18 protein-coding genes are annotated in these 22,587 nt (G+C 63.1%); 17 read left to right on the forward strand and 1 reads right to left on the reverse strand.

The genetic code is table 11. The features are described from left to right. Window positions 1-136: 136 nt before the first annotated feature. Window positions 137-1,243, reverse strand: a complete 1,107-nt coding sequence (locus ACW5DW_RS09510; RefSeq protein ID WP_457018596.1) for a PilT/PilU family type 4a pilus ATPase — start codon at window positions 1,241-1,243, stop codon at window positions 137-139. Window positions 1,244-1,420: 177 nt separating this feature from the next. On the opposite strand from ACW5DW_RS09510, the gene ACW5DW_RS09515 reads away from it, so the two are divergent. The 17 genes from ACW5DW_RS09515 (at window position 1,421) to ACW5DW_RS09595 (ending at window position 22,347) form a co-directional block, all read left to right on the forward strand. Further along, a complete protein-coding gene (locus ACW5DW_RS09515; RefSeq protein WP_457018598.1) occupies window positions 1,421-1,723 on the forward strand; it encodes a DUF4398 domain-containing protein in 303 nt (100 codons plus the stop codon). Further along, a complete protein-coding gene (locus ACW5DW_RS09520) occupies window positions 1,720-2,316 on the forward strand; it encodes a hypothetical protein (protein ID WP_457018599.1) in 597 nt (198 codons plus the stop codon). The genes ACW5DW_RS09515 and ACW5DW_RS09520 overlap by 4 nt, the downstream gene beginning before the upstream one ends. Window positions 2,317-2,707: 391 nt before the next feature. Then, a complete protein-coding gene (locus ACW5DW_RS09525; protein WP_457018601.1) occupies window positions 2,708-2,926 on the forward strand; it encodes a YdcH family protein in 219 nt (72 codons plus the stop codon). Between the two features lie 135 nt (window positions 2,927-3,061). Continuing rightward, the gene (locus ACW5DW_RS09530) at window positions 3,062-4,438 is read left to right on the forward strand and encodes a pyridoxal-phosphate dependent enzyme (protein WP_457018603.1); all 1,377 of its coding nucleotides are present in this window, start codon (window positions 3,062-3,064) and stop codon (window positions 4,436-4,438) included. Between the two features lie 64 nt (window positions 4,439-4,502). Then, entirely contained in the window at window positions 4,503-5,684 is a 1,182-nt protein-coding gene (locus tag ACW5DW_RS09535) for a cystathionine gamma-synthase (protein ID WP_457018604.1), read from the forward strand. A gap of 7 nt (window positions 5,685-5,691) precedes the next feature. Then, on the forward strand, window positions 5,692-6,540 hold the full coding sequence (locus ACW5DW_RS09540) for an ABC transporter permease (RefSeq protein WP_457018606.1): 849 nt from the start codon (window positions 5,692-5,694) through the stop codon (window positions 6,538-6,540). A gap of 3 nt (window positions 6,541-6,543) precedes the next feature. Then, window positions 6,544-7,344, forward strand: coding sequence for an ABC transporter ATP-binding protein (locus ACW5DW_RS09545; protein ID WP_457018608.1), 801 nt, complete (start codon window positions 6,544-6,546; stop codon window positions 7,342-7,344). A gap of 69 nt (window positions 7,345-7,413) precedes the next feature. Continuing rightward, entirely contained in the window at window positions 7,414-9,456 is a 2,043-nt protein-coding gene (locus tag ACW5DW_RS09550) for a glycosyltransferase family 2 protein (protein ID WP_457018609.1), read from the forward strand. Continuing rightward, the gene (locus tag ACW5DW_RS09555; protein ID WP_457018857.1) at window positions 9,456-10,247 is read left to right on the forward strand and encodes a DUF6270 domain-containing protein; all 792 of its coding nucleotides are present in this window, start codon (window positions 9,456-9,458) and stop codon (window positions 10,245-10,247) included. The genes ACW5DW_RS09550 and ACW5DW_RS09555 overlap by 1 nt, the downstream gene beginning before the upstream one ends. Before the next feature lie 78 nt (window positions 10,248-10,325). Next, complete coding sequence (locus ACW5DW_RS09560) at window positions 10,326-13,064, forward strand: glycosyltransferase family 2 protein (protein ID WP_457018611.1); 2,739 nt, start codon at window positions 10,326-10,328, stop codon at window positions 13,062-13,064. A 31-nt stretch (window positions 13,065-13,095) separates the two neighbouring features. Beyond that, on the forward strand, window positions 13,096-14,784 hold the full coding sequence (locus ACW5DW_RS09565; RefSeq protein WP_457018613.1) for a class I SAM-dependent methyltransferase: 1,689 nt from the start codon (window positions 13,096-13,098) through the stop codon (window positions 14,782-14,784). Then, window positions 14,781-17,213: a glycosyltransferase family A protein gene (locus ACW5DW_RS09570; RefSeq protein WP_457018614.1), complete on the forward strand. Its 2,433-nt coding sequence runs from the start codon at window positions 14,781-14,783 to the stop codon at window positions 17,211-17,213. Before ACW5DW_RS09565 ends, ACW5DW_RS09570 begins: the two co-directional genes overlap by 4 nt. A 15-nt stretch (window positions 17,214-17,228) precedes the next feature. Beyond that, window positions 17,229-18,515, forward strand: coding sequence for a nucleotide sugar dehydrogenase (locus ACW5DW_RS09575; protein ID WP_457018615.1), 1,287 nt, complete (start codon window positions 17,229-17,231; stop codon window positions 18,513-18,515). A gap of 338 nt (window positions 18,516-18,853) precedes the next feature. Next, window positions 18,854-19,894 carry a GDP-mannose 4,6-dehydratase gene (gmd, locus tag ACW5DW_RS09580; protein WP_457018616.1) on the forward strand — a complete coding sequence of 347 codons (1,041 nt, stop codon included), beginning with the start codon at window positions 18,854-18,856 and terminating at the stop codon, window positions 19,892-19,894. Continuing rightward, window positions 19,887-20,855, forward strand: a complete 969-nt coding sequence (fcl, locus tag ACW5DW_RS09585) for a GDP-L-fucose synthase (RefSeq protein ID WP_457018617.1) — start codon at window positions 19,887-19,889, stop codon at window positions 20,853-20,855. Before gmd ends, fcl begins: the two co-directional genes overlap by 8 nt. After that, the gene (locus ACW5DW_RS09590) at window positions 20,852-21,430 is read left to right on the forward strand and encodes a class I SAM-dependent methyltransferase (RefSeq protein ID WP_457018618.1); all 579 of its coding nucleotides are present in this window, start codon (window positions 20,852-20,854) and stop codon (window positions 21,428-21,430) included. Before fcl ends, ACW5DW_RS09590 begins: the two co-directional genes overlap by 4 nt. Further along, the gene (locus ACW5DW_RS09595) at window positions 21,427-22,347 is read left to right on the forward strand and encodes a glycosyltransferase family 10 domain-containing protein (RefSeq protein ID WP_457018619.1); all 921 of its coding nucleotides are present in this window, start codon (window positions 21,427-21,429) and stop codon (window positions 22,345-22,347) included. Before ACW5DW_RS09590 ends, ACW5DW_RS09595 begins: the two co-directional genes overlap by 4 nt. Window positions 22,348-22,587 lie beyond the last annotated feature (240 nt).

Below are 22,587 nucleotides of genomic sequence, written 5' to 3' on the forward strand. Positions count from 1 at the left end.
GGCTTGTCATTTCGACCGCAGGGAGAAATCCGCCCTACCGGAATTCCGATGGCAGGTTTCTCCCTGCGGTCGAAATGACAGCTCTGGTAGGCCCCGCCCTTCGGGGGAAGCAGCCGCGTAACCGGATCGCAGCCCCTCAGCCGTTGCCGAACACGTCCGCGTAAGGATCGTGCTCGCCGCTCCCGCCCTCAGACAGCCTGAACTTCAGATCCAGCCCTTCGCGTGAATCGGCGGCGCGCAGCGCGGTCTCGCGCTCGATCCGGCCATCCTTGTACAGCCGGAACAGGCACTGGTCGAAGCTCTCGATGCCTTCTTCCAGCGACTCTTCCATCGCCTGCTTCATCTCGTGCACCTGGCCGCGGCGCAGCAGGTCGCGGATCATCGGCGTGTTGATCAACACCTCGGTCGCCGGCATCCGGCGGCCGTCCATGCCCACCACCAGCCGCTGCGACACCACCGCGCGCAGGTTCAACGCCAGGTTCATCAGCACGTTCTTGTGCGCGGCCTCGGGGAAGAAGTTGAGGATGCGCTCGATGGTCTGGTCGGCGTTGTTGGAGTGCAGCGTGGCCAGGCACAGGTGGCCGGTCTCGGCGAAGGCGATCGCCGCCTCCATCGTGGTTGCGTCGAGGATCTCGCCGATCAGGATGACGTCCGGTGCCTCGCGCATCGCGTTCTTCAGCGCGTTGTGGAAGGCGTGGGTATCCAGGCCGACCTCGCGCTGGTTGACGATCGACTTCTTGTGCTTGTGCAGGTACTCGATCGGATCCTCGATGGTGAGGATGTGGCCCGCGGTCGTGCTGTTGCGGTAGTCGATCATCGAGGCCAGCGAGGTCGACTTGCCCGAGCCCGTCGAGCCGACCAGCAGCACCAGGCCGCGCGGCGCCATGATGATGTCCTTGAGCACCTGCGGCAGCTGCAGCTCCTCGATCGTGGGGATGGTGCTGCGGATCGCGCGGATCACCATGCCCACTTCGCCGCGCTGCTTGAACACGTTGACGCGGAAGCGCCCGGAGTCCTGCAGCGAGATCGCCATGTTGAGCTCGAGGTCGCGCTCGAACTGGGGCACCTGGCCCTCGTCCATCAGCGAGTACGCGATCTTCTTGACCATGCCGGGCGGCAGGCCGGTATTGCCCAGCGGATAGAGCTTGCCTTCAACCTTGATGTAGACCGGCGCGCCCGTCGTCAGGAACATGTCCGACGCGTTCTTTTCCGCCATCAGCTTCAGGAAATAGCCGATGTCCATGTACCAATCCCCAATGGCCCGCCCTGACCGTTGCGCATCGGGCGAAGGCTGTCGACAATGGCCGCGCATCCCGTAGACGGCACGGCCCCCCTAATGGCAACAAGCTTCGCATACTTCAGGACCACGCTGCAGGCACTGGCATGCGGATGCGTGCTGGCGCTCACGGCTTGCGCGACGATGCCGCCTCCTACCGCCGAGCTTGCCTCGGCGCGGCAGGCGGTGTCGCGCGCATCCGATGCCGATGCCGAGCAGTACGCGGCCGCCGAGCTGGCGCGCGCAGGCAGCCTGCTGACCCAGGCGCAGGCGGCGATGGCAAACAGGCAAGAGGGCGAGGCGCGCGACCTGGCGCTGCGTTCTGCAGCGCTGGCCGAACTGGCCACCGCGCGCAGCCATGAGGCCACGGTCCGCGCCGAGCTTGAGCAGCGCCGCGCCGAAGTGGCCGACCTGCAGCAGCGCCTGCGCCGTGAGGACACGCCATGAAGACCCGGCTGCAAGTTGCCGCCTGCCTGTGCCTGCTGCTGGCGCTGCCGATGGCGCAGGCCCAGGACACTCCCGAGGTCGCGGGCCTGAACCAGCGCCTGGTCGCGATCGACGCGGACCCTGCGCTCAATACGCTGGCCTCGCTGGAACGGATGCAGGCACGCCAGGCCGTGCAGGCGCTGGCGGCCACGCGCAGCAGCCGGCAGCGGCCCGCCGCGCTGGAAGTCGCGCAGTGGCGCGTCGAAACCGCCGAAGTGGCGGTGCAGACCGAAGCGGCGCGGCGCGAGATCAACCGGCTCGACCGCGAACGCGCCGACCTGCTGCTCGAGGCCAGCCGCCGCGAGGCCGCGCGCGCCCGCCGGGAAGCCGAGCGGCTGCGCATCCAGACCCAGATCCAGGCCGAAGAAACCGCGCGCCTGCGCGAGACCGCCGAGGCCGAATCGCTGGCCCGGCAGGAGGCCGAAACCGTCCTGCAGGGTGTGTCCTCGCGTGAGGCCGCACGCCTGCGCGCGTCCCGCCAGCGGGCCGCCGAGCTCAAGCGCCAGGAAGAAGAGCTGATGCGCAGCCTGGAGTCCGGCGGCGACACGCCCTGAACCTGCCTCGGGCAGTTTTCAATTCGGTAATCAAAGGCTTACGAGATTTCGGCGCTTCCGGGCATTCGGCTCCATCTCGACCTTGCTGAACCGGTCCGGTGCGCCGCGCCGGTTCCGTGACGGCGGCATGCGGTGGCCCCCGGAAGGGCCCTTGTCCACCCCAGTGGGGAGGAGTAGGGTCGGATGACCAGGCGGCAGCTTTCTTCCCCAGCCACCTGGCGACAGAGCCAGACCGATGACCGAGCCGATCACGAACCAGGCGCCCACCCCCGGCAATGCAGGCCGCCGGTGGGCCGTGGAGGCGGGACCCGCCCCGCGTCCGGTCTGTACCCCCGACGACGCCCCGTGCCCTCACCGGCCGGGGCGTTTGCATGTTCGCAGGAGGAATTCCATGTTCGAAGGGCAACCCCAGGCGGAACTCGACAAGCTGATCAAGGGCCATCCCGAGTTCAAGCAGCTCTACCAGCGCCACAAGGAGCTGGACAAGAAAGTGCTCGATGCCGAACTCGGCGTGCTCCCGATCGATGAAACCACCCTTTCGCAGATGAAGCGCGAGAAGCTCGCTGCGAAGGACCGCCTGACCCGTCTCTACGACGTGCTGAAACACTGATGTTCCTGGACGTCACGGGCGGCGGCGGCCTCCTCGTCGGTCGCCGCCGCCCGTGAGCTGTCTGCCGACCACCGTGAGCACGGCGGTCGTGGGCCGGTGCGATAATCCATGCTTTCCCGCACGCACCCGACCCGCATGACGATCCATTCCTCCGTCCTCGGCCTCATCGCCGACACCCCGATCGTCAAGGCCCAGCGCCTGGACACCGGCCTGTGCGAGATCTACTTCAAGCTCGAAAGCCAGAACCCCGGTGGTTCGATCAAGGACCGCATCGGCCTGGAGATGATCGAGGCCGCCGAAGCGCGCGGCGAGCTGCAGCCCGGCGCCACCCTGGTGGAGGGCACCGCCGGCAACACCGGCATCGGCCTGGCGCTGGTCGCCCAACAGAAGGGCTACCGGCTGCTCCTCGTGGTCCCGGACAAGATGAGCCGGGAGAAGATCTTCAACCTCAAGGCGATGGGCGCGGAGGTGGTGCTGACCCGCTCGGACGTCGCCAAGGGCCATCCGGAGTACTACCAGGACCTGGCGGCGCGGATCGCGTCCGAGACGCCCGGCGCCTACTTCATCAACCAGTTCGGCAACCCGGACAACCCGGCCGCGCACGAGCACGGCACCGGGCCGGAGATCCTGCGCCAGATGGAGGCCGTGGGCGGGCTGGACGCGATCGTGTTCGGCTGCGGCAGCTCGGGAACCATGACCGGCCTGTCGCGCTGCTTTGCCGAGCACGCCCCGAACGTGGAGATGGTGCTGGCCGACCCGGTCGGCTCGATCCTGACCGAGTACATCAACGAGGGCACCCTCAGCGAGAAGTCCGGCAGCTGGATGGTGGAGGGCATCGGCGAGGACTTCCTGCCCTCGATCTCGGATTTCTCGCGGGTCAAGAAGGCCTACGCCATTCCCGACAAGGAGAGCTTCCTGGCCGCGCGCGAGCTGCTGCGCAAGGAGGGCATCCTCGGCGGCTCGTCCACCGGCACCCTGCTGGCCGCCGCGCTGCGCTGGTGCGGCGAGCAGACCACGCCGAAGAAGGTGCTGGTGTTCGTCTGCGACACCGGCAACAAGTACCTGAGCAAGCTCTACAACGACTACTGGATGCTCGACAACGGCTTCCTGGAGCGCGAACAGCACGGCGACCTGCGCGACCTGATCCTGCGGCCGTACTCGCAGCGCGACACCGTGGTGCTGGCCCCGGGCGACCTGCTGGTCACCGCCTACCAGCGCATGAAGCTCTACGAGATCTCGCAGCTGCCGGTGATGGATGGCGACAGCATCGTCGGCATCCTCGACGAATCCGACGTGCTGCTGCACGTCTACGGCGACGAGAACCGCTTCCGCGACCCGGTCTCGACCGCGATGGTCAGCAAGCTCGACATCCTCGACGTCAAGTCGCCGGTCGAGTCGCTGCTGCCGGTGTTCGACCGCGGGCAGGTTGCGATCGTGCTCGACGGGGAGCGGTTCCTGGGGCTGATCACCCGCATCGACCTGCTGAACTGGTTGCGAAGGCGGGTGCAGTGAGCGCCCGGGCGGAGGTCAGCTCAATGGTAGAATCCCCGCCCCGGAATTCAATGGATTCAGCGACATGACGGACCCCCGCGAGGCGGTCGACACGGCGGCGTGGGGGCTTGGAACCAAGGCGATCCATGCCGGCCAGTCTCCGGACCCGAGCACCGGCGCGGTGATGCCGCCCATCTACGCCACCTCGACCTACGCCCAGTCCAGCCCGGGCGTACACCAGGGCTTCGAGTACTCGCGCACCCACAATCCCACGCGCTTCGCCTACGAGCGCTGCGTGGCGGGCCTGGAAGGCGGCACGCGCGGCTTCGCGTTCGCGTCCGGCATGGCGGCCACCGCGACCATCCTGGAACTGCTGGACAGCGGCGACCACGTGCTTGCGATGGACGACCTCTACGGCGGCAGCTTCCGTCTGTTCGAGCGCGTGCGCCGACGCAGCGCCGGGCTGGACTTCAGCTTCGTCGACATGACCGACCCGGCCGTGTTCGAGGCCGCACTCAGCCCGAAGACGAAGCTGGTCTGGATCGAGACGCCCACGAACCCGCTGCTGAAGATCGTCGACATCGCCGCGATCGCGCAGATCGCGCGCCGCCAGGGCGCGCTGGTCGTCGTCGACAACACCTTCGCCTCGCCGATCCTGCAGCGGCCGCTGGAACACGGCGCCGACATCGTCATGCACTCGGCGACCAAGTACCTCAACGGCCACTCCGACATGGTCGGCGGCATGGTGGTGGTCGGCGACGACGCCGACCTCGCCGAGCGCATGGCCTTCCTGCAGAACTCGGCGGGCGCCGTGCAGGGACCGTTCGATAGCTTCCTGGCGTTGCGCGGCCTGAAGACCCTGCACCTGCGCATGAAGGCGCACTGCGAAAACGCGCACGCGATCGCGGAATACCTGCAGGCGCACGATGCCGTGCAGGACGTGATCTACCCAGGGCTTGCCTCGCACCCCCAGCACGCGCTGGCCAAGCGCCAGATGGACGACTTCGGCGGCATGCTCTCGTTCCGCATCAAGGGCGGGTTCGATGCAGCGAAGCGCTTCTGCGAACGCACCCAGCTGTTCACCCTGGCCGAATCGCTCGGTGGCGTGGAGAGCCTGGTCAACCATCCGGCGGTGATGACGCATGCGTCGGTGCCGCAAGAGACGCGGGCGCGGCTGGGGATCGGGGATGACCTGGTGCGGTTGAGTGTGGGGGTGGAGCACCTTCGCGACCTGTGTGCGGACCTCGCACACGCCCTGCGGGGTTAGAGAGTCCGTGACGAACGTGGTGACAGGAATCAGGAGCGGCAGTGCCGCCGCCGGCAAACCCCTGGGTGGGCAGTTGTTGTGGGTCGATGCGCTTGGCAGCTTGCGGCGGCCGGAGTTCTGGACCTTTTCGGCATGGCTGGACATCATCAGCCGTTATCGTCGGTCCCGGCTTGGCGTGCTTTGGCTGTTCGTTCCGCCGGCGACGACCGTGCTGGTAATTGGCAACTTCTACGCAGGCTTCTCGGGCCGGGATCCCCGATCGTTCATGCCGTACATGGGCATGGGATATCTGATCTGGCGATTCATCACCCAGGTCATTGGCGAGACTTCATCCGTGATGCTGTCGCACCGCCCTTTCATCATGGATGGGAGGACCCGGTTTACCGACTACATATTCCGTGCGCTGTCAAAAGCAGCAATCTCCGCATTCGCCGCGTTCGCAATCGTCTCGATCGCGTTTCTGTTATCGCCTATGGCAAGCATCCAGGGCTTCTTGACGCTGTTCCTGACGGTGCCGCTGCTCGTGATCAACGTTGTTGCCCTTGGGGTAGTGGTGTCACTTCTGGGGGCCAGGTACCCGGACATACAGGAGCTGACCACGACGCTCTTCCTGTTCGGCTTCCTGCTGACACCGATTCTCTGGGATCCAGCCTTCGTTCCCAAAGAGAGCATCCGGGCGACCCTGATGTACGTGAATCCAGCATTTCATCTGGTCCAGATGATCAGGTCGCCCTTCCTGGGAGGGAGCGTCGAGTCGGTCACCTGGATCTACGTGGCAATCATGACGACGGTCATGTTGATCCTGTCGACCATCCTTTACCGCCGCTACGCGCGATTCATTCCCCTCTGGATCTGATCGATGGCCAAGCTCGTTCTGGAAAATGTCGGCCTCGATGTGCCCATGTATCTTCATGGCGAACGTCGTATGGGGAGCTGGTGGGGTGTGCTGGGAGGAGCCGCGTTCTCCGCGCCCAAGCGCCAGTTCGTGACTCTGGTGGAATCCGTGTCGTTCGAGATCAACGATGGCGACAGGCTTGCCGTCATCGGCAGGAACGGTGCGGGCAAGTCGACGCTGCTGCACATACTGACAGGGGCCTATCAGCCTACGCGTGGCAGGATCCATGTCGAAGGATCCAGACATGCACTGATGAACCTGTCTCTGGGTTTCAATGCGGACGCCACCGTGGTCGAGAACATCCTGCTTCGATGCGCGGCCATGGGAACCCCGCTCGAGGAAGCGCGCGCAATTATTCCCTCCGTCCTGTCGTTCTCAGAACTTGAGCACAAGTCCTTGCATCGCCTCAGGACGTTGTCGGCGGGCCAGAGAATGCGGCTGGGGTTCGCGATCTCGACCTCCACGCATCACGACATCATGATTCTTGACGAATGGATCGGTACCGGGGACGCAGCGTTCGTGGAGCGTGCCAAGGAACGCATGATGAACCGTGTCGGCGGCAGCAAAATCGTGGTGCTTGCAACGCACAGTCTTTCTTTGATCCGGCAAGTCTGCAATCGGGCGATCCTCATTGACAATGGTCGAGTGAAGAGCGTCGGTTCGGTCAATAAAGTAGTCGGCGTCTACAAGGAGTTGCTCCGCCGTCATGCGTACCAGGAGCAACTCAAGCGGCAGGCGGTCGTGGCTTCCGAGCAGGCGTCGTAGCGTTGGAGGCCAAGTTCCATCGCCGCCATCCAGACGGACGAGGCGGACTGGAGCGAGGGAGTAATACCAATGGGAGCAGGTGAGCGGCTGGAGACGAACAGCCTGTCGCGGCAGCTGTTGCAAGCGCGTCGTGATTCGGTCCGGCTGCGTCAAGAGATCGAAGAACTGCGGAGCAGCACATCCTGGCGCATCATGGCTCCGCTACGGGCGTTGATCGGGTGGCTGCGTACCACGCCAGAGGTGGCCGTTGTTGCGCCAAAGGTCGAGCCCGACGCGAGAATCCCCGCGGAGATCGTGCGAACGGATCTTCCCGACACCGGCGGCGACGTCAGTTTCCGCCTCGTCGACGTTGCCCCCTACCTGGCGGGACTGTTGTCGGACGAGGTGATCGAGTCCCTCGTGTGCGGGCGGGACTGCCAGTCACGCGAGTGGAATTTTGGTCGTGATGCGGCACACGCGATCGCTGTGATCTCTGGTCCCACCCTGGCTGCCGAGCTCGCCTTCGACGTGCCGGTACTGAGGCTGAGCCCGGTGGACGCATCGGAGACCTTGCGCAACAAATCGCCCGCGTTCCTGCTCCTGGACACGGATCTCCACGACATGGACGCAGGGTGGCGGCATGAACTCAGGGTCGAAGGCGGCCCGGTGCGGTCGGTCCTGGATCAATGCGCATCGCTGGGCATTCCAGTCGTGGTGTGGCTCCGCTGTGACCCTGGTGATTATCCCTACCTTAGGCAGTGGGCTGTCATCGCCGACCACGTCTATGCCATCGATCGCGCCGTCCATGAGCGCGCGCTGCAGGACGTGGCCCCGGGGAAGCTGGGGCTGATTGGCCCCAGGATCCAGCCGAGGTTGCACAACCCACTCAAGACCGACCCGTTGTCCGCATTGAAGCCGGCGGGGCAGTTCATCGTGCTCCACGATGCGCTTGCCGACGCAAGCGCGCCATCCACGCCAGCAGGGGTTGGGTCCCCGCACGCGTCGGTCTGGTTGCTGGACAGCTATTGGGATGTCGCCACTGCCAATGCCGAGGCCGCACAATCGGATGCGCATGTTCTGGTGGGTACAGTCAGCTGGGTCGACAAACTGGTGCTCTCCAAGATGGCGGATGCCGAACTGTTCACCGCGAGTCAAGTCAGGCCCTCTTGGAGGATCCAGCAGGAAATGTTGAGGGCGGCCGCCTGCGGCTCGCTCGTCGTGGTGGATCCCGCTGTTGCTGAAGCTTGGCCGCTGCAGAGCCTGCAACCGTTCGCAACCTCCGTGGAAGATGGCCTTTCACATGCTTCCGATGACTTCGGCACGGCGGTGTGGCGCAGAAGGATGGCGGATGAGTTGCTCGCCGGACATACCGTTCTGGATGCGCTGACGACCATGCGGCGCGATCTCGACGTGCGCGTACCAACGCGAACGTCCATGCTCTCCTGCCTGCTTGTGACTCGTCGCCCCGAGCGCGTGCTGGAAGCGTTGGAAAACTTCCGGCGGCAGTCGCATACCTGCTGCGAGTTGATCGTTGTCCTCCACGGTCAGGAAATGCCGCCTGTAGAGCTCTCGGCCGGAAGTCGACGGGTTGTCGTGCTCGAGGCGCCCATGTCCGTTGGCCTTGGCGACTGCCTCAACCTGGCGGTATCGCGCGCGCGCGGCGAGTACTGGGCAAAGATGGACGATGACGACTATTACGCTCCGGAGTATCTGACGCGAGTCCACGCCCTGCTCGAAATGGCAGCTGCGGAAGTCGTTGGAATGCCACTGCTGTTCACGCGGTTCGAGTCTGATGGCGCCGTTTACTGCGACCCTTCACGGCTGGGCTTCGCTTTCCACGTGGCGGACGGGTGGCGAAGAGGTGAGATCTGTGGCGCAACCCTGGCTGGCACCACAGACGTGTTGCGCCGCCTCCCGTTCGGTAGTGGCCGCAGGCGTGGCGTCGACTCCCAGTTCCTGGACGACTGCAGTCGACAGGGCATAAGGATCGCGGTGGGCGACGGGTTCGGCTTTCTGTGCCGGCGTAGCGCCGATGCGTCCCAGCACACCTGGGAGGGTGACGAAGATGGCGTGCGCGCCCGTGGGCTGCGTCTGGATCCCGAACAACGTACGGCCGCGGGGTTGCCCGCATGATGCCTGCTTGCCCCCGGATATTCATCTTGGGAAGCTGCGTGTCACGGGACGCGTTCGCGCTGACCGGCCATGGCCTGGAGCTGGCGGGCTACATCGCCCGCACCTCGCTGGCCAGTGCGTTCCTGACCAGGCCCGCCCCCCCCAGCGTGCGAGCAAATGTGCCGCGCATCGCCAGCCGGTTCCAGCGGCGGATGGTCGATATCGATCTGCGCAAGCGTGCGCTTTCGGTCATCGAGGGAGCGCAGTTCGACTTCCTCCTGGTCGACCTCATCGACGAAAGATTCAATCTGGCGCGGTTCGGCGGCTCCAATACCGTCCCGGAGCTGTTCACGCTCTCGCGTGAATTGGCCAGCGTCAGCGGATGGACGGGGCCGGTGGTGACGCCAGGCACGAACCAGCACCTCGCTGTCTGGAAACGGGGTGTCGGTCGCCTGCTGCGGACCGTACCGCCTGCCCGCATCATCGTGAACCGTGCGTTCTGGGCAAGAGAGTTCGACAATGGCGAGCCGCTCGAGAACCAGGCATTGATTGCTCAAAGAAATCGCACACTCGAGACCATGTACGGGTATCTACAGAGGAACGGCGTCGGCGCAGTGATCGATTATCCCGATGGTATATTTGCCGACCCTGGCCACAGATGGGGCGTCGCCCCTTTCCATTACGCGACCAGGATGTACGAACTCATGATTGCGCAGCTCCAGGTGATCTGTGCAGCGCCGGGACATATGCCAATGGCCGGGCTCGACGCCGATCGGGAGATCCTCCGGGTCGAGGACGGAGGTGGGCAGTGACTTCGTGCATTGGTTTTTTGTGCGGGCGTCGCCCGCCTCAGGTGAAATGAATCCGTGAATAGACTCCATGACCCGCGGATGGACGTGATCGGTGCGCTGGTGCGTACCGGTGACCTTGTTCTGCAGGTCCACGCTCGACCCGAAAGTGCGACGGAAGAGCTGCACAGCCCGGAGGTGGCAGTGCAGGTTCGGCGGATGCCCGCCGGCGGCGACGTCCTGGGCGGCCCGATACTTGAACAGTTGGGGCTTGCAGAACTGCATGCTTTCCAGACAGGCCTGATCGGCAGCCAGTCGGGCCGCGTAGGCCTGATCCTGCTGCCCGTCGAACCCGCCCGCGGATGGGCGGATGTGCTTGGCCGGATCGCGGCCGAGCATCGGGCAGTCGTCGAGCTTCATTCACCGCACGCGGAGGAGTCCAAGAGGCTGGGCGGTTTCCTGTGCAATCACGGCTACACCAGCATGGCCTGTGTACGGCGGGATCCCGTCGTGTTGCTCATCCCCGTAGGCACCCGGGCCGAGCGGGCACCGCTCAAGGCACTCATCGGCGGGACCAGGAAGTTGGGGCCGGGGAGTAAACCTGTGATCCGGGTCGAACCGGAGATCCCTGTCGTTCCGGCGTTGGTCGTGCCGGAAGCGGGGAACGGTGAGCCGGACGGCGTGGTCATGGTGGAACAAGTATCCGAAGGCGGACGCAGCGGCGTCGACAGTTCCGACGAGATTGCTTCGCTGCAGTCGGAAATCATCGAACTGCGCGGGCACCTGGCCAGGGTTGAGCAACGTTCTGCAGGGCAGATCGAACTGCAGGCGCTCGAACTTTCGCGGCTGAAGGCGGAGATGCGTACCCGCACAGACATGCTCCATTCGCGCCACGAGGCCCTCCTCAACGGCAGGATCTTCAGCGCGCTGCGGCGGCTATCCGGGCTACTCCGGTGGCCCATGCGGGCCGGGAAGGCGGTGTCCTCACCGCAGATCACCCGGGCGGTGCCGTCGGCCCACCCGACGACCGGCGAGCACGACCGCCGGGCAGAGCTCCAGGCCTCTGGCCAGGGGCAGCCTCAGGTTGCGGCGCCCGGCAAGGCTGGTTCTGCCGGAGCGGGCGCTGCAGGTGCACCTGCTCCGCAGACCATTCCTCCCCCGCAGAGCGTCCGGATTGCAGGGGTGCCCTACATGTCCCGGAAGAAGGGGGGTGTGGTCGGTGCGGAGGTGACTTACCCGGGCGAGCCGCTCATCTCCGTCATCATGACAACGTACAACACGGAGAACTACGTCGAAGCGGCGATCCGCTCGATACTCGAGCAGAGCTGGCGCAACCTGGAACTGGTCGTCGTCGATGACAGCAGTTCCGATTCGACCCGGGCGCGCGTGGAAGCGCTGCAGAGGAAAGACGGCAGGATCAAGCTGTACTGCTTCGGCGAGAACAACGGAACGTACTTCTGCAAGAACTTCGGCATCACGAAGTCGTCCGGCTCTGTCGTCACGTTCATGGACAGCGACGACATCTCGCTGCCTGCCCGTATCGAGAAGCAGTTTCACGCGCTCAACCGGGCAGGGGTTGCCGTGAGTACCTGCAACCATGTCCGGAAGAATGAAGAAGACGGCAGCACGATCCTGATCAACGGCGTCGCCGAGCGTGTGGCGTACATCAGCCAGATGGTCAAGAAGAGCGTGATCGAGGAGATCGGCTATTTCGATACCGTCAGGACGTCTGCAGACGACGAGTTCCTGAGACGCGTACGCATCACGTATGGCCTGGAAGCCCAGGTCAACGTGAAAGACGTCCTGTACGTGGCGCTGCTCCGGGACGGTTCCCTGACCAGCGACCCGGCCAATGCGATCAACTTCGTTCAGGATCGAAATGCGGCGCAAAGCTTCCTCTCGCCGCAGAGGAGGCATTACGCGGCGATGTGCGACAAATGGCACAAGCACCTGGACGAGCGCGGCTTGAGGCCTTACATGCCGTTTCCGGTCGTGCGGCGCCCATATCCGGTGTTTGGACGGTTGCTGGTCGGCGAGGGCCGTTATGACGGCAACAAGATCACGGCGTGCATGGCGACATACCCGCCCCGTGAAGACAAATTGCGCATCGTGGTGGCCGCCCTTCTGCCGCAGGTGGATACGATCAACATCTACCTCAATGGATACGACGACGTCCCCGCCTTCCTCAAGCACTCGCGCATCAATGCCGTAGTGGGCGGACCGGATCTGCGGGACAACGGCAAGTTCCATTTCACCCAGGACGTGCCTGACGGGTTCTGCTTCACGGTGGACGATGACATCGCTTACCCGCCCGAGTATGTGCAGAGCCTGATCCGGAAGATCGAGTTTTATGAACGAAATGTGATCGTTGGCCTGCACGGAACCATCTATGCAAAGCCGATCAGGAGCTTCTTCCGGGGGCGGACGCTGCTCCACTTCGAAGAAGGACTCGATACCGACATCATCGTCAATCAGCTCGGTACCGGTACAGTCGCCTTCCATACGGATCTGCTGCGCCCGGAGCTCGCGTGGTTCGAAACAACGGGGATGGCGGACGTATGGCTGGCGCTGGAGACCCGGCGTCGGCGCATTCCGCTGGTGGCGATTGCGCGCCAGGCGCACTGGTTGCTGCCCATAGGGACCGAGGAAACGACGCTCTTCAGGGAATTCCGCAAGAATGACGACATGCAGACCGACGTGGTGCGGCAGCTTTCGCCATGGCGGGAGGAACTCAGCCGGGATCTAGCGTTGTCGGTAGCGGGGAAGAAACAGAAGTTGGGAGAAAGCTACGCCAGGCTGCTGCCGATGCTGGGCGTGGGCGATGCGGCCCGACGGGCCTAGGAAATCCATGAACAGCGGAGTGGAGCGACGGATGGGCAGATTCATCACGGTACGGAGATTGGGTGGATTGGCGTTGGCGCTTGCGGGATTGGCCGGGATCTCGGCCGGAATCCTCACTGGCAGCACCGCGTACCTGGTGTTCGGGATGGTGGCCTGGTGGCTACTGGTGTTCGGAGGGGTTGCGGCCCTGCTCCAGCGGGCAAGCATGCTGATGCGGATGGTCGCCGCGACCAGGGCGGATCTCGAGACGCTGGCATCCTGGCAGCAACGGCATCCCGGTGAACTCTGGAAGCAGTTGGCGCGTATTGAAAAGGAACACCGGCGAGCGGTCGGACAAGCGCAGGACGAGACGGTGCGCCTTCGCAAGGAAACAAAACGCGGTCTTGCCGTACTTGAACGCTCCCTCGCAATGATTGCCGAAGAGCAGTCCGGCGCTGCCACCGTGAATGCTGCCAACCAGCTCTCGCTGGTCTCCGCGCTCGTAGACGCCACGAGCAACCAGCGCACGGCGGCAGTCGAGCTGGAGTCGGTCAAGACGGCGATTGGTGGGATCCCTGTGCAGCTGTGCGAGGCGCAGGCAGGGGTACTACAGGCGCAGGCCGATGTACTACAGGCCCAGGCGGACGCCGCGCAGGAGACGCGCCGCAGCCTGATGGAGCACTCCAGCCTGGCCATGCGCGTCTACAGGGATATCCACAGCGAGCTTGACGCTCGCCAGGGGCCGTTGGATGAAGCGGTCAAGCAGTTGGGCCGACAGGCCGGTGCGATCGTCGAGCTGAAATCCGTCCTGGACGGCGTCGACAACAGGTTGCAGGAAACGGGCAAGAGCGTGGAGGCAACCAGCAAGGGGCTGGAGGCGACGAGCAAGGGCATTGAGGCGACGACCAAGAGCATTGAGGCGGCGAGCAAGGGCATTGAGGCTACAAGCAAGGGAATCGAGGCTACGAGCAAGAGCCTGGAGGAATTGCGGGCTGATTACGAAGGCGACAAGCGCAAGCTCAAGGCGCTATCCCGCGACGAAAAGCAGCTGCGCAGCATCTCCCGGCGGGGACTGCAGTGGCTCAAGTACGAAACGGTACGTGAAGTCGAGGCCGTGCTGCAGCTTCGCCAGATACTCCAGGTCGATCTGCCGACGCCTCTCCTCGGAGGCTGGGCGATGGACCCGGAATCCGTGTACGGGCTGGTCCAGCTGCTGCTCGAGCGGCGGCCGCGGCTGGTTGTCGAATTGGGCAGCGGTGCGTCGACCGTCTGGGTCGCGCTGGCGCTGCGCCGCATCGGCGCAGGCAGGATCATCTCCTATGACCACTTGCCCGAGTATGCGGACCGGACGCGCGACGCATTGCGCAGCGCCGGACTCGAGGAGTGGGCGGAAGTGAGGGACGCGCCGCTGGCCGATGTAACCATCGGTGATGCGACATATCCCTGGTACTCGATCGGAGAAGCGGGCAAGGATGCACCGATCGACATGCTGATGGTGGACGGCCCTCCGGCGTCCACCGGGCCTCTGGCGCGATATCCGGCGGTCCCGCAATTTTTCGGGGCATTGGGCGAAGGCGGCATCGTCGTTGTCGACGACGCGACCAGGGCGGACGAGGAGGAGATGCTTGAGCGCTGGAGCCAGGAGTTCCCGCGCCTCAAGCCAGCCGATAGCCTCGGTCCCAGGACGGTCGTGCTGGCGCTCGAACCTGCGCCTGCAGCGGCAGGAGCTGACAACCCGTGAGTTCCGGCATCGCCAGCGGCCTGGCTCCGAGGGTGGTTCGTGACATGCTGGAATCGCTCACGGGGCCCAAGGAGCACGCTGCTTTCGATGCCACTGCACTGCGCATGCGCTCGGCGCCAGCGCGTGAGGTGTTGGCCTGGCTCGCATCGGGTGGCCTTGCGGGACTCGATGCGGTGTTGTCCATCGCACATGTGGCAATGCGCGACCCCGCGTCGGTCGAAGCGAGCCGGTGGCGTTCATTCGATCCGGCCGTCGCGTCGCGCCTGGCCAGGCTGTTCGCCATGCAGGACATCTTTGCGGGTGATCGGCGGGACGCCCACGCCATCTACCAGGCAATCGTGAAGGTGCATGGCCCACGCTACCTGCCCCGGCGCCACGTGAACTCGGCCTTGCAGGTCGCCCTGTGCATCGCCGACTACGCCGCCGCGGTGGCGTTGCTCGAGCTGCTGCCAAAAGAGAGCTATGAGCACAGATACGCCTTGTGCGACCTGGCCAATCCGTTCTCCGGCAGTCCGCATGCATCGATGGAACGCTGGCTGGCGCGGGTGAACCAGATCCTGTGGGAGCGGCGCGTCGAGCCGGTTGGCGTCGCTTCCATCGATCCGTTCCCGTTCGACGGACTTGCGTGTGACCTGGCTGCCGGCACGGTCGAAGGTCCGCTGGTGACGATAGCGATCAGCAGCTGGTGCCCCGACGCGAGCCTGATCTCGGCCGTAGGCTCCATCGTCAACCAGACCTGGCGAAACCTGGAAATCCTGCTGGTGGATGACGGCTCTCCGGCCGACTACGACGCGATCCTCGCCGCAGCAGTCGACCTTGACCCCGAGCGCATCCGGCTGCTCAGGCAGGAGCGCAACGGCGGCACCTACGTCGCCCGCAACCGGGCGCTTGCCGAGGCCTCCGGCGAATACTTCACGGTCCACGATTCGGACGATTGGGCGCACCCCAGCCGGATCGAACGCCAGGTTGCCATGCTGCGTGCGGACAAGGGCCTGGTGGCGAATTACTGCACGGGCCTGCGGGCCGACGACAACCTGCTTGTCAGCCTGCCCGGAGTTCCCGCGTTCAGGACCAATGAGTCGTCGCTGCTGTTCAGGCGCGCCCCGGTCATGGACGCAATCGGCTACTACGACCCTTCCCGCAAGGGCGCCGACACCGAGTTTTCGACGCGCCTTCGCCTGCATTTCGGCGAAAAGCGCATCGCCGTGCTGCCCGACATCCTGACCTTCATCAGGCTCAGCAAGGGGTCGCTGTCCCGGGCCGAGCTCCGCCCCGGCTGGCGGCACCCTGCGCGCGCCATGTATCGCCGCAGTTTCGAGGCGTGGCATGGCCGCAACTCGAACATCACGATCCGCACGCCGGACCCGGCGGAACAGAAGTTCCCCAGGCCCTCGCGGTTCCAGTCGGTTCCGCGGGCAGGCGCGGCGTTGGATATTGCCTTTCTGTCCGATTACCGACTGTCCTCGCCCGGCGCCGAGCAAACCTCCGATGAAATCGCCGTCATCGCGGAGTCGCAACGCAGGGTCGCCATCATCCAGCAGGACCTGTTCACCAACCTGACCCCCCTGGCCGTCGAACCGTACGACGTGCAGGTACAGGACCTGCTCCAGCGGCAGGCGGTGGAGGAGATCGACCTGGGTGGCCATGCGCGCGTCGGGACGCTGGTGGTCACCCAACCGGCGCTGCTGACCTACATGACCCTCCTGCGTTCGTCCATCGACGTGGACCGGGTGCTTCTGCTCGAAGACACGGCCGCGCAGTCGGGCGCGCACGCCGGTGACGACAGGAGCCTGTCGGAGCGGGCCTGCAGGGTCATATTCGGGCTCAACCCTCTGTGGATACCGAGGGAGCCAGCCAACGGCTCAGCCACGCCCGTCGCTGACCGCAGGTGGCCCCGCGCTGTGGCGCCGCGGCACTGGCGGACACCCGCGCGGGAGAGCGTCGAGCCGCGTGAGCCGGTCCTGGGGGTCGAGATCCCGCCGGCGGGGCGCCTGCAGCCCTGGCTGGACCGCCTGGCCAAGCTGCACGAGCGGCCAGTGCTCGCATGGGCCACTGCCGGAGGCCGCGACGCGGATGGTCTGCCCGCACCATGGACCGTTTACGATCGCGCGATCGCCCTCAAGCCGACCTACCTGGCGCTGGTCGATTTCTGGATCGATCCGACGCCGCCGGAGGGCGCGTCGTCGCCCCCGACGGGCGTCCTTCAGGCGATGGCGGCCGGCTGCATTCCGATCCTGGATCCGGGCTGGCGGTTACAATTCGGCCAGGCCGCGGTCTACGCGGCGCCGTCACACCTGGCTCGCGTCATCCAGACGCTCGGCTCCAGCCCACAGCTGCGCCGCCGCACGTTGGAACACGGGCCTGCATTCGTCGACCGGCATGCCGGTCCCGCCGCCTTCGGCAACCGTGTGCGCGCGTTATCAACATGACAGGAACTTGAACAAATGACCGAGAATTCCGGCGCCGAGAAGCGCCTGGCCATCGTGGGGCTCGGCTACGTGGGCTTGCCGCTCGCGGTGGCATTCGGGCACAGGATGGATGTGGTGGGCTATGACATCAGTGCCGAGCGTGTGGCAGAGCTGGGCAATGGACACGATCGTACGCTTGAGGTCGACAGCGAGGAACTGGCGGCCGCATCCAGGCTCACCTTCACCTGCGACCTCGACAAGATCCGCGACTGCAGCGTCTTCATTATTACCGTGCCCACACCCATCGACACGGCGCGCCGCCCCGATTTCGACCCGCTGTTGAAGTCCAGTGCGGCGATCGGTTCGATCCTCAAGCGCGGCGATATCGTGATCTACGAGTCGACGGTATACCCGGGCGTGACCGAAGAAGTCTGCGTGCCGGTGCTCGAGAAGGTGTCGGGCCTGAAGTTCAACGAGGACTTCTACTGCGGCTACAGCCCAGAGCGGATCAACCCGGGCGACAAGGAACGTACCGTCACCAAGATCACGAAGGTGACAGCTGGGTCCACGCCCGAAATCGCAGACTACGTCGACGACCTGTATGCGTCGATCATCGAAGCGGGCACGCACAAGGCCAGTTCGATCCGCGTCGCCGAAGCGGCCAAGGTGATCGAGAACACCCAGCGCGACGTCAACATCGCGCTGATGAACGAACTTGCGCGAATCTTCAATCGCATCGGCATCGACACGCACGAGGTGCTTGCAGCGGCCGGCACGAAGTGGAACTTCATGCGGTTCTCGCCCGGGCTTGTTGGAGGCCACTGCATCGGGGTGGATCCGTACTATCTCGCCCACAAGGCAGCGATGCTCGGATACAACCCCGAGCTGATCCTTGCAGCACGTCGAATCAACGATGAGATGGGACCCTATGTGGCAAGCCAGGTCATGAAACTGATGGCGCAGGCGCGGATCAACATCGTGGATTCGCGCATCCTTGTGCTGGGGCTGGCATTCAAGGAGAACTGTCCGGACGTGCGTAACACCAAAGTCGTGGACGTGATCGAAGAGCTACGGGCCACGAACGCGCGCGTTGATATCCACGATCCGTGGGTGGATGCCAGTGAAGCGATGCACGAATACGGCGTGGAGTTGCTGTCCGACCCGGGCGCGGGTCAGTACGACGCGGTTGTCCTGGCTGTTGGGCATCGCGAGTTCGTTCCCGACGATTCCGGCGCAGCAGTCGAGTCGTTCCTCAAGCCTGGCGGAATCATCTTCGACGTGAAGGGTGTGCTGCCGCGCGCGCACAACGTTTTCAGGCTGTGATTACTGATCATTCGAGGAGAGCACATGGGTTTCTCTATTTCCAAGTCCTCTTTGCGGCTGCAACATTCCTGGTCGCGGACTGGGGTGAGCCAGGTGGGGCAAGGGATCGCCCGGTGCAATAAGTCCGACTTGCCGTTCCTCTGTCATTCGGCTGGTGTGAGTAGTCACGCCACGTATGGCAATGTCCTCCCGTCTTTATCTGCGAAAAAAAAAGGGAATGATATGTCACTCGCGAAAAGAGATGCCAGCGGTCACTTCGTCCGCAGCGAGTCCCGTACCGGCAGTCCGAGAGATTACAAGACGTGGCCATTGCCTGCGCTCAATAGAGGGCGTCAATAATGAAGGTAGCGCTCATCACCGGGGTCACGGGCCAAGATGGTGCGTACCTGGCCAGCTTTCTCTTGGAAAAGGGGTATAAAGTTCACGGCGTCAAGCGCCGCACCTCTCTCTTTAACACGGCTCGCATCGACCACCTTTTGGAAGGCCCCCCGGGGCAAAGGGGGCAATTCGTCCTTCATCACGGAGATATGACGGACAGTTCTTCCCTGACTCATATCCTGCAAACCGTAAAGCCTGACGAAGTCTACAATCTGGCCGCACAAAGCCACGTCGCGGTGTCCTTCGAGGAACCGGAATATACGGCCAACTCCGATGGCATGGGGGCATTGCGCTTACTGGAGGCTATCCGCTTCCTGGGGCTCGGACCTACATGCCGGTTCTATCAAGCATCGACATCCGAACTGTATGGACTAGTTCAGGAAGTTCCACAGCGTGAAACGACGCCATTCTACCCGCGCTCGCCTTATGCTGTTGCCAAACTTTACGCCTACTGGATCACGGTCAATTATCGTGAATCCTATGGCATGTACGCATGCAACGGGATACTTTTCAACCACGAGAGCCCAGTTCGAGGGGAAACCTTCGTTACCCGCAAGATCACCCGTGCCCTTGCGCGCATTAAACTCGGCAATCAATCCGTACTGAAGCTGGGCAATCTGGATGCACGCCGCGACTGGGGGCACGCACGTGATTACGTTGAGGCGATGTGGCTGATGCTCCAGCAGGACGAGCCGGAAGACTTTGTAATCGCAACAGGCGTGCAGTATTCGGTGCGCGACTTTATTCGGGCGGCCGCAGACGAGATCGGGATGAAAATCACTTTCGAAGGCGATGGCCTTGATGAGGTTGCGCGCGATGAATCCGGCCGTGTCGTCGTCAAGGTGGACCCCCAGTATTTCCGGCCGGCCGAAGTTGAAACACTCCTGGGCGATGCAGGCAAGGCGCGGGCGAAACTGGGCTGGGTCCCACGAACCAGCTTTCATCAGCTCGTAAAGGAGATGGCCGCGGCCGACTTGGCAGAGGCTCGCCGCAATGCCTGAGAAAGTACCGTTTGACCTGAGCGGCAAGAAGATATTCGTTGCCGGTCACCGGGGAATGGTAGGCTCGGCGCTGCTGCGACGCTTGGAGCGCGAGGGTTGCGAAACCGTCACTGCTCCGCGGAATGTGCTGGACCTTACGCGCCAAAGTGCCGTAGAGGATTGGTTCGAGCATCAACGGCCAGATGCTGTCTTTCTCGCGGCAGCGAAGGTCGGTGGAATTGTTGCCAACGATACTTGGCCGGCGGATTTTCTCTACGAGAATCTGATGATCGAGACCAATATCATTCACGCTTCGCACCGGGCAGGCGTCTCGAAACTCATGTTCCTGGGGTCGTCCTGCATATACCCAAGAATGGCACCGCAGCCAATCCTGGAAGATGCATTGCTCACCGGTCCGCTGGAGCCGACGAATGAGTGGTACGCGATAGCGAAGATCGCGGGAATCAAGCTTTGTCAGGCGTACAGGCGCCAGCATGGCGACGATTTCATATCAGCCATGCCCACCAATCTCTACGGAACTGCAGACAACTACGATCTCACCACCAGCCACGTCTTGCCTGCTCTCGTACGGAAGGTGGTCGAAGCTAGAGAGGCGGGGCGAGACACCATCGAAATCTGGGGGACGGGGACACCTCTCCGCGAGTTCCTGCACGCCGATGACCTGGCCGACGCCTTGGTCTTCCTTATGAAGAACTACTCCGATGATCTGCACGTCAATGTCGGCTCCGGGGAAGAGATATCGATATACGATCTGGCGACAGGGATCGCAGCGGCTGCGGGCTATGACGGGCGCATCGTGGTCGATCCTTCCAAACCGGATGGTACCCCACGAAAACTCATGGACTCGGGACGGCTTTTCGCTATGGGCTGGCGGCCGAGCGTCAGTCTGGAAGCTGGACTGATACGCACATTGCGAGAGTACGAAAACTTGCGCGTTGCCTCAGACAGGAATGGTGAATGAGCATGGTGAGCTACGAGAAATTGCATCTTGGATGTGGGAGCAGGCATATCCCCGGCTGGTTTCACGTTGACGCGCTCGACCTTCCGCACGTCGACCATGTAGGCAGAGTGGAAGACCTGTCCTTCATCCCGGACAACTCTGTCAGTTTGATCTACGCATGCCACGTGTTGGAGCACTTTGGGCGCATGACGTATGCAGCCGTGCTGCAGGAATGGCAGCGAGTGCTGGCTCCTGGCGGTGTGTTGCGCCTGGCAGTGCCGGATTTCGCGGCCGCGGCCCGACTTTATGTGTCTGGCGGTCTTCCTCGCGGGATCGAAGATATATGTGGTCTCGTATGCGGCGGACAGCGGGACCAGTACGACTTTCACCATGTGATCTTTGATGAGCTTTCGCTCACACGGGCACTACGAGATGCAGGCTTCCTGGAAACGCGTCGATGGGATTGGCGTCACACGGAGCATAGCGGCATGGACGACTATTCTCAGGCTTATATTCCGCATATGGACAAGGAGAGCGGAGTTCTGGTTTCTCTGAATATTGAAGCCGTAAAGACCGCTAAGGTCAGCCAGCCGTGAAGAGAGTATTCTTTGCCGGAGATATGACGTCTACTCCGTTTCAGAGGGGGCATAGACGTGATAAGCTGAAGTTGCCCCAGGATATTATTATTGTGGATGCCGCCGAGGACGCGGATGTTTTTGTCGGCAGGTTTCTGTACGACGTCGCGGGCTTCTTTCACTTCAACAGAACGTACTATTTGTGGACACACGAGCCATCATGGCTCTTAGCGGGTGGGAAGACCATCCGCGACTTAACGTCGGGCCGTGAGGTTCACGTAAGTACTGCCTGGAATGGCGACATATACTTGGATCCGCTTTTTTTCTTTCCGTTTGCCCAGTTTGAGCCAGTGCGTGCTAAGGAGTTGGCGAAGGGAAAATCAGAATTCTGCTCGATTCTTGCAACGTACCGTAAATACAACGATAGATATCGTCACGGCGTCAATGTCGATCTCACCGAATATCGGCAGAGGTTGGCGATGGACTTGCAAGGAAAGTTCAAGGCTTGCCATGTTTTCGGCAAAAACTGGCCCAACTCGGTTGCCCTTGAAGGAGAGAGTCGGGCTGGTGCTTGGCACGACGCCAAGCTTGAAGCGTTGCAGGTTTACGCCTTCAATCTGTCTCTCGAGAACACAATCATCGAGAACTACGTGACGGAGAAGATCTGGGACTCTTTCCGTGTGGGCTGTGTCCCGGTTTACTACGGCACCGGAAGCGGTGTCGAATCTGTGGTCAGCAAGGATAGCTATATCAACTGTGCAAACTTCTCGTCGGTTGAGGATTTATTCGAGCACATGAGATCCATGACTCTAGACGATCGTCTCCGGATTATGGAAAGCGCATACAGTGACATCGAAAAGATTCATAGGACAGCATCAAAAAGTAGAATCAGCGCAGCGATCATTGACATATTTGTGTCGCGCATTAGGCAGATTTGATCTCAACAGTCCGCAGGTTCCAGTACGCGGATGCGCAAGCGGTCAGCCAGAGCCTGCCGGCGTTTGCGATGACCGCGGTTGCCTGGGCAGCGTGCTGGAGTATTTCTCCCGCCGTAGACTATTCCAGTTGCAAGTGCGTGCGGCATAGACGTCTTCGGTGAGCAGTTCTTCACTGTCAGGCGACAGGCCCGCGATGCCTGAACGGTCTGTTCGAGCGCATGCAAGAGCCCAGCCACACAG

This window comes from Luteimonas sp. A482 (assembly GCF_054072655.1).